The following is an 11631-nucleotide window of genomic DNA, read 5'->3' on the forward strand; positions in this document are numbered from 1 at the left end:
AGCGGGTAGTCCGGTTTTTTATGTAAGGCCTTGCCTTTTAGAGCCAGCCGTAATGGCGGAGGGCCTGGCTGATGCCGCCCTGGTCGGCGTTGGCTGTGATGTAATCGGCGTGGACTTTCAGCTCTTCACGAGCATTGCCCATGGCGATGGAGGTCCAGCGGGGGTCGAACATGTGGATATCGTTGAGGCCGTCACCGAAGACGACGACATCTTCCAGGGGGCCTTCCAAGTAGGCCATCAGGTCTTCAATGCCCCGGCCCTTTTCCATGGGCTCGATGAGGAGGAAACGCTGGGCGTAGGGGACGACGGGGAGGTCACCGGTATCGACCGGGAAGGGGGCGGTGTTGGGGTCGTGGTGGATAAAGATTTTATAAAAGACCTCAGCGGCGGCGATGGCCTCCCTTGAGACGGGCCGGTTGGCAAAGTAATGGTCCCCGTACCGGCTAAAGTCCGGGTCGGTGGTCCAGCGTTCCATTTTATTTTCACTGACGGCGGCCCAGGGGATGCCGACTTTTTCTAAGGCATGCAGAAGATTTTTGCAGGGATTTACCGGCAGGCTCTCCAGGCGGCGGACTTGGCCATCAATGGTCAGACCCTTGCCACCATCAGAAACCATATGCCGGATGCCGAGCTCTTGGGCAGTGGCCCAGGCATCAATTTGCAAGCGGCCCGTGGCCAGGACCACTTCATGGCCGGCGGCCTGCAGAGCCTGGAGGGCCTGGCGGGTATCCGCCGGGACGATTTTATAGATGCCCGGTGCCAGGGTGCCATCCAAGTCAAAGAAAAAGTATTTTTTTCGCATATCCGTTCCTTGTCCTCCTATGTTTAAAAAAAGTATGAATAGGCTATTTAACAACTGTATTCTTAAGTCAGTGATTTTCCTCTGGGAAGGATGGTGCCCGTGTTTAAGTTAAAGGAAAGAGCGCCTTTTGTCTTGACCGACTTGGTCACCGGAAGGCCCGGGCAGGTCGCATCCCGCCACCTGTCCTTGAATGACCTGCCGGCCATTGGTTTATTTGCCTTTGATGGCGGTGAAGGCATTCGTGATGCCCATTATGAAGGGGAGACTATTTATTTTGGCTTGGAAGGCGCCCCCTTAATCCAATTACAAGAGGCGCAGGATGTCTTAGACCCGGGCGATGCCTTTATCGTCCCCGGGGATATGCCTCATTCGATAGCCGGCGATCGCCCCTTTCACCTGCTGAGGATTACCCTCCCGGTTGGGGAAGAACATAGCCAGACCCGGCACCTTATCAAGGGGCATGCGGTCCACCTGGCTGAGGCCATGGCTTATGCCGAAGATGAGGTGGTCAGCCTGACCATCTGCCAGCGGGCTGAATTAAGCCTGACGGTCTTTGCCTGTGCGGCCCAGACCCGGATTGGCCGGCATAAGAGCCAGGGGGATGCCTTGGCCCTTATCTTAGAAGGGACGGCGACCATTACCGTCGGGGAGGAGACCCACCAGGTCCATGTCGGGGAGGCCCTCCTCATGCCGGCCCAGGTGCCCCATGCCCTGACCACTGAGGATGGGTTCAAGATGCTCCTCATTGTTTCCTTTTAGGGAAGGCCTACAGACGAAAAAGCTCTGCCTGCAGGGCTTTTTTTCTTTTGCCTAAAATTGGGCAAAAAGAGAGACCCTCATATTGAGGTGAGGGTCTTACAAGGTGCCTGATGCCGATACAACTAAAACAACCCGACCAGCCTCTAAGTCTGCTTGATAGGGAAGGAGCATGGCCTTGTGGTCATCGCTCAAACCGCTGAAATAGTTTTGGCTATAGTTTCGCAAGGGAAAAACCGTTTCCAGCAGGCTCTTCTGCCGGATGGCCTGTTGGCGGTCCAGTTCGTTGCCCTCGTCATCATTGACCGCTAAGGCTGAGGTAATGAGGATGAGTTGGTTTTTATTCCAGCCGGTCCCAATTAACTGGAGTACGGCCTTGTAGGTTTCAGAAATATTATCGTAAACCCCATGCACATGCGCGTCCATAGAGAGCCACCTCCTTTCCTTCTTATATAACATACATACCGCAGGCTTTTTTTGTTTAAACCTTTTTCTTTAGTCCTGGGTCAATCGGCCGATTAAGGGCTCGAAGGGAACGCCTTCCCGGCGGGGGGCTTGCTGGTCCATGCCCAGGGCGATGGCGGCCCCGACAAATTCGTCAGCCCGGACCAGGGCATCATTAAAGGCCATCCCTTTCAAAAGGCCCCCGAGGAGGACAGAGGCGAAGAGGTCGCCGGTGCCGCAATAGTGGGCGGGTAGTCGGTCCTGCCGGTGGAAGAAGAAATTTGCCAGGCGGACATCGTAGGCGCAGCTGGTGATTTCCCGGTCATCTGTCGCAAAGGAGGTCACCACAATCTGCTTGGGGCCCAGGTCGGCCAGGGCCAGGACGGCGGCTTTGAGGTCGGCTTCGGTCAAGGGCTGGTCCAGGGGCCGGCCGGTGAGGGCGCAGAGCTCAGTGACATTAGGGGTGACGATATCTGCATGCCGGATGAGCTGGACCATGGCCTCAACCATTTCCTGGCCAAAGTCCGGGTAAAGCTTGCCGTCATCGCCCAGGACCGGGTCCACCAGGACCAGGCCGTCCGGCTTGAGGAGCTGGTCGACGGCAAACTGGACATGGGCCACCTGCAGGGGGTCGGCCAGGTAGCCACTGTAGAGGGCATCCACCTGGAGGCCCTCCCGGACCCAGTGGCGGAGGGCGGCATGGAGAAAGTGGGTCAGGCCCGTCCGGGCGTAGTTTTCATAGCCATCGGTTTGGCTGGATAAAACAGAGGTCGGTGCGGCAATGACCTGGTGGCCGCAGGCCGAAATAATTGGTAAGGCGCAGGCCAGGGACGAATGCCCTAGGCCGCATAGGTCGTGAAAGGCAATGACACGGTTCATAGGTCCTCCTTTGCTTTGAGGCAGCTTGGTTCAGAGGGAGGCCGGCGGTCTCCGTAAAAAAATCCCCGCTAAGGCGGGGATGGGCTAGGTCTATTCCTGTTGCTTGCGTTTTTCGTAGGCAATTTTGTTGACCATGGCAGCCACTTCTACCCGGTGGTCTTCTTCGGCGTGCTTGCCTTCTTTCTCCAGGCTGATGCATTCCGGATCAAATTCGGTGATGAGCTGGTTGTTGGTCGGCGAATCAAAGGCGCTTTCGCTCTGGAATTTTTGCAGGGCTCGACGGGTGACATTTAAGGCCGTGAGGGTCCCCGGGCCGCCTAGGCAGCCACCTTCACAGGCCATCCCCTCGAGGAGCATGCCGTCTTTCTTACCGGCCTTGGCCAGCTTCATAAGTTTGACGCAGTTGGCCAGGCCTTCGGCCCCTTCATAGTTGACTTCTACTTCCGGCCATTTTTCCTTGATCAGTTCAGCAACAGCCAGGGCCACGCCGCCGCCGGTGGCATAGCCGCGGGCAGTTTTAGAGGCCTGTTGGATATTCTGGATACTCTCGCGGGGCTGGAGCTCAGCCATCCCTTCCAGGGTGAAGCCCTTAGCGCTTAAGATGCCGCCTAATTCTTCAAAGGTAATGACGAAGTCTACATAGTCTTTGACGTAGTGGCGGAGGGCTTCCAGTTTTTTAGAAATACAGGGCCCGATAAAGGTGACCTTGGCATCCGGATTTCCCTGCTTGATGTAGTAGGCGGTCTCAATCATTGGGGTGGCCGTTTCAGAGACGTAGGGGGCAATATCCGGGAACATGTTGTGGATCATCAGGGACCAGGAGTTGCAGCAGGAGGTCCCCATGAAGGGCCGTTTTTCCGGCACCAGGTGGACGAACTCTTCCGCTTCCTGCATGGTGGTCAGGTCGGCGCCCAAGCCGACCTCCATGACCTCGGTGAAGCCCAGTTGGTAGATGGCTTCAAAGATTTGTTCCGGGCTGACCTTGGGCCCGAACTGGCCGACAAAGGAGGGGGCAACGATGGCCACGTGGTGGTCACCGGCCTTGATAGATCGGATTAGCTGATAAATTTGGGACTTGTCGCTAATGGCGCCGAAGGGGCACTCGGTGATGCAGCGGCCGCAGGAAACGCACTTGCTGTAGTCGATTTTGGCTCGGCCGAGGTCATCACTGCCGATGGCATTGACCCCGCAGTTTTCTGCACAGGGACGGTCGAATTTAATAATAGCATGGTAAGGGCAAAAGTCTATGCAACGGCCACAACGGATACAGAGGGTGTCGTTGATGACGGCCCCGTCTGTGGAGTTCCATTCAATGGCATTCTTGGGACAGACGTTTTTGCAGGGATGACCGATACAGGCCCGGCAGTTATCCGTTACTTTAACGGTCTTGGTCGGGCAGGCCTGGCAGGCGAAGGGGATGACATTGACCAGGGGGGCCTCATAGACCCGATGGCTGACATCTGCTAGGTCAATATCTTCATCTAAAGGTTTTAAATTACCGGCATCCCGGACAGACAGGCCCAGGGCCAGGCGGAGGCGTTCACCGGCAATAGCCCGTTCACGGAAAATATCGGTTCCATATACAGGGATTTCGCCGGGTAGCATATTAAAAATGGCACGGCGCAACTCGTGTAAATCGCCGTCTTCATAGGCTAAGCGGGCTATCTCACGAAAAGCATCTCGGCGCATGGCAATGACGTCGGAATATACTTGTTTCATGACGGTTGTTTCAGTCCTTTCTTTGTCACAAGGGCAAAGCTTTACTCACTCTCCAAAGTGATGATGGTGCATCATGTCAAGTGTACCATACGGGGGGTGTAAAATGAACAGCTGTATGAGAAAAGTTTATATGAAATAACAATATAAATTATCAGACTAGTGGCTATATTCCCTCTTCCGGGGGGCAGATGACCTGGGACAAGTGCATGACCTGGAGACCATCGCCGGCCATCTTACCCAGCTGCATGAGGCAGGAGGGACATTCGGCAACGAGGACATCGGCACCGGTGGCCCGGGCGTCCTTTTCTTTGAGGGCCAGGATTTTCTTGGAGATGGCCGGGTGCTCTACCCCAAAGCTGCCGGACCCGCCGCAGCAGCGGTCCGCCCGGTCCATTTCGATATAGTCGGTGGCCTCGGTTAAGAGCTGGCGGGGGGCCTCATGGACGCCCAGGCCCCGGTTTAAGTGGCAGCTGTCATGGTAGGTGACCCGGAGGTCTCGGTGGGCGGGGTGGTAGCCGGCGGCCACCAGGATTTCGGAAAAGCTCCAGATTTTTTGGCTGAGGGCAGTGGCCCGCAGGGCCCAGTCGGCCTCGTCGGCTAGGAGGGCCGGATAGCCCTGGAGGCTGGAGGCACAGGAGCCACAATCGGTGACGATGAGGTCATAGGCCTCCAGGGTTTGGATATTTTCCTTGGCCAGGGCCTTGGCGGTATCGGCCAGGCCATGGGCCAGCTGGGGCAGGCCGCAGCAGTCCACCTGGGGCCGGTCCACCTGGAAGCCGGCGGCGGTCAAGGTGCGGACACTGGCATCGGCGGCCTTGGGGAAGAAGAGGCCCATGGCACAGCCGGTAAAATAGGCCAGCTGCCGGGCTTCTGCCGGCAGGGACCGTCCACCGGTCGGCCTTTCCCGGCTCTGGAGCAGGGCCGGACCAGGGTGGCCGGTGGACGGGGCCAGGGGGTCGGACGGGAGCAGACCGCCGGTCAAGCGGGGGAAGGCCATTTTTTGGGCAGCGGCAATCCCCAGCCGGCCCAGGGCCCGCAAGCCCCGGGAGGCCATGCCCCGGCTCAGGGCCCGGTGGAAGAGGGAGTAACCGTACTTTTGGCCTAGGCGCTGGCGCATATCCACCATGGCGTCGGCGGTCATAATATGGGAGGGGCAGACTTCGCTGCAGGCCCCGCAGAGGAGGCAGTATTCCATGGCTTCCTGTAGGGTCTTGTCCCCTTCCGGGATGACCCCGGTCAGGTAGGCCTTGGCCAGGGCCAGCTTGCCCCGGGCGGTGGCCCGGTCCAGGGCATTGACTTCATATAAGGGGCAGACCCTGGTGCAGGCGCCACACCGGTCACACTGGTTGAGCAGGCTGACCAGGTCATCTTTTTGGCTGCTTGTTTTTTCTATATCTGACATGGTTGCCTCCTAAAATATTTTGCCGGGGTTTAAGATCCCCTTGGGGTCCAGGGCCTGCTTGACGGACAGGGAGGTCTGGATGACTTCTTCCGATAAGGCGGTCTTAATCCAGGGCTTTTTGGAAATGCCAATCCCGTGCTCGCCGGAAAGGGTCCCGCCACAGGCCACAGCCGCCCGGAAGGTTTCGTCCAGGGCCAGGTCCAGCCGCTTTTTCTGGTCAGGGTCGGCCAGGTCCAATAAAAAGGCCGGGTGGAGGTTGCCGTCGCCGGCGTGGCCGTAGATGGCCAGGCGGAGGTCGTGGCGGTCGGCAATGGCATTGAGGTCCCGGACCACCCGGGTCAGGGCCGACCGGGGGACGGAGATATCCTCCCCGACCTTATCCGGAGCCAGGGCCGCCACAGCAGAAGAGAGCTTCCGCCGGACCTGCCACAAGGCCGCCGACTCTGCCGGGTCCGTCGTGGTCAAAAAGCGGGTGGCCCCATGGGCCTCGGCCAGGGCCCGGAGCCCCTCCAATTGGGACAGGACCCCTTCCGGGCGGTCGGCGTCCACGTCAAAGAGGACCATAGCGGTGGTAGCGGCCGGGGCGTCAAAATCTAAAAACTGTTCGGCGGCCTGGATGGAGACCTGGTCCATGAGCTCAGCTGCCGCCGGCACCAGGCCCTTCTCCAGGGCGGCAGAGACCGTTTCGCAGGCGGCCTCGATACCGGTGAAGCAGGCCTGGGCGGTGCCCTTGTAGGCCGGAGCTGCCAAGAGCTTGAGGGTGGCCTCGGTGATAATCCCCAGGGTTCCCTCAGACCCGATAAAGAGGCCGACCAGGTTGTAACCGGTGACATTTTTCACCATCTTGCCGCCCACTTCAATGACCTGGCCATCGGCCAGGACCACTTCCAAGGCCATGACATAGTCAGCGGTCACCCCGTACTTGACGGCGCAAATGCCGCCGGCATTTTCAGCAATATTGCCGCCGATGGTGGAGTAGGCATAGCTGGACGGGTCCGGCGGGTAGAAAAGGCCCTCCGCCAGGCAGGCATCGGCCAGGTCCTTGGTCCGGACCCCGGCCTGGACCCGGGCCATGAGGTTGGCGTGGTCAATTTCGATGATCCGGTTCATTTCATCTAATGCGAGGACAATCCCTCCGGTCACCGGGATAGCCCCGCCGCTACGGCCACTGCCGATCCCCCGGCAGGTCACCGGGATATTGTGGCGATGGCAATAGGCCATAACCTGAGAGACCTCCGCAGTGGTCCTGCACTTGCAGACCGCATCCGGTTGAAAGGCCAGGCTCAAGGCTTCCGGAGAGCCATCGTAAGAATAGCCGAAGGTATCTATAGCTGCCGATAAGACCCGGTCCGGCCCGAGTATATCCGTTAAAGCTTTTAAGTGTTGGGTGAACTGATCCATAAGGGCCTCCTCTATAGCACCGTAAAAAGAAACTTTCTTCTATTATACTGCAGGGACCTGCCGGCGTCATGGTCAGGGGCCAAGGAATTTGTTTTTTTTGAAAAAATAGGACTACTCTATTGACAGAGAGAAGGGGACCGCTTATAATATGAATACATGAATAAATGTTCATATATTCAAGTAAAAATAACTAAGACCCATCCCGAAGGAGGTGCCGTAATGGCAAGCCATACACACGGGCAAACAAGTGGCCATGACTGGGCCCAACTACCGGCGGAAGAAGACCTGACCGCCCTCACCGAGCTCTTCAAGGCCCTCAGCGACCCGACCCGGGTACGGATCCTCTGGACCCTCTCCCAGGGCCAGTCTTGCGTGGTCCACATTGCCGAAGCCCTGGGCATGACCCAATCGGCCATTAGCCACCAGCTGCGCGTCCTAAAGGGGGCCCGCCTGGTGAAGAACACCCGGGATGGCCGCAATATGCTTTACGAACTGGATGACGACCACGTGACCCAAATTTTCCAGCAAGGGCTGGACCACGTTTTAGAAAAGTGATTGACCTGATAAAGGAGGACCATTATGCACACCCACAAGCACGCTGGCGGTTGCACCGCCCATGGCGCAGTTTGCAGCCACACCCATTATGAGGGAGCCGGACAAGGTCAGGCAGCCGGTGCTGCCTGCCCCTGCACAAGTGAAGCCCGGCAGCCCGAAGACGGCAAGGCGCCACCGGCCGATGAGGACGACGAAGGGTCGCGAGACCTTGTCCTCACCTTACCCAACCTCAACTGCGCCAACTGTGCCGCTAAAATCGAAGCCGCCGTCGGCGACCTGCCTGAGGTCCAGTCGGCCCAGCTGAACCTAATCCAGCACCGGCTCCGGCTCAAACACTCCGGATCGGCCGCCGCACTTTTGGATAAGGTCCAAGCCATCGCTGACCGGATCGAGCCGGGGACCCTGGTCCAGGGCGAGACGCCCCAAAAAGACTTGGGCCATGTCAGCTTCTGGGATGGACTGGCCAGCCGCAAGAAAACCGTAGCTATGTTGTTTGCGGCAGCGGCCTTTTTCGCCGCCGGTTTTATCCTGGGTGAAGATACCAAGCCGGCCCTGGCAGCCTTCCTGGTCGCCTTTCTGATTGTCGGGGGCCCGGTTGTCCTGAATGCAGTCAAGGGCTTTGCCCGGGCTCAATTCTTCAATGAAGAAGTCCTCATGGCCATTGCAGCGGTCGGGGCCTTCGGCATCGGGGCCTGGGAAGAAGCTGTGGCGGTCATGCTCTTCTACCAGACCGGGGAATTTGTCCAGGACCTGGCCGTAGACCGGTCCCGCCGGTCCATCACCGGCCTGATGGACATTAAGCCCGCCTTTGCCAACCTCATCGAAGGGGACAAGGTCCGGGAAATCGCTCCGGAAGAAGTTCCTGTTGGCGGCAAGATCCTCATCCGCGCCGGCGAACGGGTCCCCCTGGATGGCCGGGTCCTCAAGGGGGCCAGCCAGGTGGATACCTCGGCCCTCACCGGTGAAAGCCTGCCCCGGGAAGTGGCCGTCGATGACCAGGTCCTTTCCGGCAGCATCAACCTGACCGGGGTCCTGGAAATGGAGACGACCACTGCCTATGTTGACTCCACGGTCGCCAAAATTCTCGAACTGGTCGAAAACGCCTCGGAACGCAAGGCGCGGATCGAACGCTTTATCACCCGCTTTGCCAAGTGGTACACCCCGGCCGTGGTGGCCGCAGCGGTGGCCCTCTGCCTGATCCCGACCCTCATCTACGGGCCGGCGGTCTTCCAGACCTGGCTCTACCGGTCCCTGATTTTCCTGGTCTGCTCCTGTCCCTGCGCCCTGGTGATTTCCGTGCCCCTGACCTTCTTTGCGGGCATCGGCGGCGCCTCCCGGGCCTCGGTCCTGGTCAAGGGGGCCAACTACCTGGAAGCTCTGGCCGATGTGGATACCGTGGTCTTTGACAAGACCGGGACCCTGACCGAGGGTCGCTTTGCTCTGAGCGAAGTCCAGCCGGCCGCCGGTGTGGCGGAAGGGGACTTATTCCGGATTGCTGCCGCCCTGGAAGACCACTCCACCCACCCCATTGCCCAGGCCATTAGCGGGGCCTTTACTGGTGACCGGCCGGCAGTGACCCAAGTGGAAGAGGTCAGCGGCCGGGGCCTGCGGGGCCAGATCGATGGCCAAACTGCCCTAGCCGGCAATGCCCGGCTCTTAAATGAAGCCGGCATCCAGGTGCCGGCGGTGGAAAATATCGGGTCAGTGGTTTATGTGGCTCACCAGGGGTGTTATCTGGGCTACTTCCTGGTGGCCGATAAGCCCAAGGCTGATGCCCAAGCGGCCATCCAAGGGCTCAAGGACCAGGGCATCCGGGAAACCGTCATGCTCACCGGCGACCGGCAGGCCGTTGGCCAAGCTATTGCCGCCCGTCTGGGCCTGGACCGGGTAGAAACCGAACTCCTGCCTCAGGATAAGGTGACTGCCCTGGAAAAACTCCAGGCTGATAAACGGCGGGTGGCCTTTGTGGGCGATGGACTCAACGACGCGCCCGTCCTGGCCTTGGCCGATGTCGGCATCGCCATGGGGGCTCTGGGATCTGACGCCGCCATTGAAGCCGCCGATGTGGTCCTCATGACCGATGAGCCCCATAAGGTGGCGGAAAGCATCGCCATCGCTCGGCGGACCCGGCGGATTGTCTGGCAAAACGTCATCTTTGCCCTGGGCGTCAAGGCCCTGGTCATGATCCTCGGGGCCCTGGGCTTTGCCACCATGTGGGCCGCCGTTTTCGCCGACGTTGGGGTGACCATCCTGGCCATCCTCAATGCCATGCGGGCCATGCAGGTGGCCGGTGGCCAAGAAAAAAGCCAAGCAGTTATCCGTCCGGTTCAATCCTAAATCAATAGCCCGCCTCGGTGTTGCGGTTTGGATCCTATCCAGACCCGGCCCCGGGGCTTTTTTGCATTTCATTGACCAGCCGGCTACCCGCCTGGCCTGCTTTCGTGATATACTATAGGGACCTATTTGCAGGAGAGAGGGGATAGACGTGACAGAGGACAAGAAAATAGCCGCCCGGGCTGCCTTTACCCGGACCCTGCCCATTTTTTGGGGCTTTCTCTTTTTAGGGAGCGCCTACGGGATGATGATGACCGGCCTAGGCTTTGCCCCCTGGATGCCGGTTCTGATGGCCCTCCTCATTGATGCCGGCAGCATGGAATTTTTGGTGGTCTCCATGCTCCTCTCGACCTTTAACCCCTTGAGCACCGCCTTTATGACCCTTATGGTCAATGGTCGCCACCTCTTTTACGGACTTTCTCTTATTGAGCCCTACCGGCAAGCCGGGCCCAAGGCCGCCTACATGATTTATACCTTGAGCGATGAAGTCTATTCCCTCCTGGTGACCCTGCCGCCGCCGAAAAATGCCGCCGTAGACTGGTACATGTTCTTCGTCAGCTTTTTCCTCCAAAGCTTCTGGGTCTTCGGCACCGCCGTCGGCGCCTTCGCCGGCAGCCTGATCCGCTTTGACCTGCCCGGCATTGCCTACGTCATGACCGCCCTCTTTGTCGTCCTCTTTATGAGCCAGTGGCGGGAAGGCCGTCCCCTGGGCCCCTTCAAGCTCACTGCCGGCCGCCGGGCCGCCCTTATTGGCCTGGCAGCCGGCCTGGTCGCCCGCCTCATCTTCGGCCCGGACGGGTTCATGGTCCCGGCCATGGTGCTCATCTTAGTGGGCCTGCTCACCTGTAGAGATTGGATTGAAAAAGGAGGTCAAGTCAGTGAGTCCTGATAGTATCATGCCCCTCTGGCAGGGCCTGGTGATTATCCTGGTCGCCGCAGTGGTCACCCAGTTTACCCGCTGGCTGCCCTTCCTGGCCTTTAGCCGGCGGCAATTGCCTGACCGGATTGTCTACCTGGGGAGCGTTCTCCCCTACGCCATGATGGCCCTCCTGGTCGTCTACTGTTTTAGAAAGGTACCTGAGGAAACCGCCGCCTTCTACGGCCTGCCGGAAGTCCTCTGTGGGATTCTGACCGGGGTCCTCCACTACCGCTGGGGCAACATGCTCCTGTCCATTGCCGGCGGCACCCTGGCCTATATGTGCTTCCGCCAATTCATCCTGATCTAAGGCTGCCTTGAGCCAAGGGCTTCAAGGAAATGCAAAAAAACAGTAAAAAATGCTTGACAGTCTCTTTTGCCTTTGGTAATATAATTTTTGTGCCAAGACGCCGTCTTGGTTCC

At 58.9% G+C, this 11631-nt stretch carries 11 protein-coding genes; 5 read left to right on the forward strand and 6 right to left on the reverse strand.

The genetic code is table 11. The features are described from left to right. Positions 1–37: 37 nt before the first annotated feature. On the reverse strand, positions 38–802 hold the full coding sequence (locus ACKQTC_RS09035) for an HAD family hydrolase (RefSeq protein WP_408978115.1): 765 nt from the start codon (positions 800–802) through the stop codon (positions 38–40). A gap of 99 nt (positions 803–901) precedes the next feature. Between ACKQTC_RS09035 and ACKQTC_RS09040 the strand changes: the two genes are divergently transcribed. Continuing rightward, positions 902–1561: a cupin domain-containing protein gene (locus ACKQTC_RS09040; protein WP_408978116.1), complete on the forward strand. Its 660-nt coding sequence runs from the start codon at positions 902–904 to the stop codon at positions 1559–1561. 96 nt (positions 1562–1657) lie between these two features. Here the strand turns inward: ACKQTC_RS09040 and ACKQTC_RS09045 are convergent, their stop codons facing one another. From ACKQTC_RS09045 to ACKQTC_RS09065, 5 genes are all read right to left on the reverse strand, one after another. Further along, positions 1658–1984 carry a hypothetical protein gene (locus tag ACKQTC_RS09045; protein WP_408978117.1) on the reverse strand — a complete coding sequence of 109 codons (327 nt, stop codon included), beginning with the start codon at positions 1982–1984 and terminating at the stop codon, positions 1658–1660. Between the two features lie 69 nt (positions 1985–2053). Further along, positions 2054–2881 (reverse strand): pyridoxamine kinase, encoded by an 828-nt coding sequence (locus ACKQTC_RS09050; protein ID WP_408978118.1) that lies wholly within the window; start codon positions 2879–2881, stop codon positions 2054–2056. Positions 2882–2971: 90 nt separating this feature from the next. Continuing rightward, entirely contained in the window at positions 2972–4600 is a 1629-nt protein-coding gene (locus ACKQTC_RS09055; protein WP_408978119.1) for a 4Fe-4S dicluster domain-containing protein, read from the reverse strand. Between the two features lie 163 nt (positions 4601–4763). Beyond that, positions 4764–6002 carry a (Fe-S)-binding protein gene (locus tag ACKQTC_RS09060; RefSeq protein ID WP_408978120.1) on the reverse strand — a complete coding sequence of 413 codons (1239 nt, stop codon included), beginning with the start codon at positions 6000–6002 and terminating at the stop codon, positions 4764–4766. A gap of 9 nt (positions 6003–6011) precedes the next feature. Further along, a complete protein-coding gene (locus tag ACKQTC_RS09065) occupies positions 6012–7403 on the reverse strand; it encodes an FAD-binding oxidoreductase (protein ID WP_408978121.1) in 1392 nt (463 codons plus the stop codon). 219 nt (positions 7404–7622) lie between these two features. On the opposite strand from ACKQTC_RS09065, the gene ACKQTC_RS09070 reads away from it, so the two are divergent. From ACKQTC_RS09070 to ACKQTC_RS09085, 4 genes are all read left to right on the forward strand, one after another. Continuing rightward, positions 7623–7958: an ArsR/SmtB family transcription factor gene (locus tag ACKQTC_RS09070; protein WP_408978122.1), complete on the forward strand. Its 336-nt coding sequence runs from the start codon at positions 7623–7625 to the stop codon at positions 7956–7958. 24 nt (positions 7959–7982) lie between these two features. Further along, a complete protein-coding gene (locus ACKQTC_RS09075) occupies positions 7983–10295 on the forward strand; it encodes a heavy metal translocating P-type ATPase (RefSeq protein ID WP_408978123.1) in 2313 nt (770 codons plus the stop codon). A gap of 148 nt (positions 10296–10443) precedes the next feature. Continuing rightward, positions 10444–11181, forward strand: a complete 738-nt coding sequence (locus ACKQTC_RS09080; protein WP_408978124.1) for an AzlC family ABC transporter permease — start codon at positions 10444–10446, stop codon at positions 11179–11181. Further along, positions 11171–11518 (forward strand): branched-chain amino acid transporter permease, encoded by a 348-nt coding sequence (locus ACKQTC_RS09085; RefSeq protein ID WP_408978125.1) that lies wholly within the window; start codon positions 11171–11173, stop codon positions 11516–11518. Before ACKQTC_RS09080 ends, ACKQTC_RS09085 begins: the two co-directional genes overlap by 11 nt. Positions 11519–11631 lie beyond the last annotated feature (113 nt).

Source organism: Peptococcus simiae (assembly GCF_046097595.1).
Classification (GTDB): domain Bacteria; phylum Bacillota; class Peptococcia; order Peptococcales; family Peptococcaceae; genus Peptococcus; species Peptococcus simiae.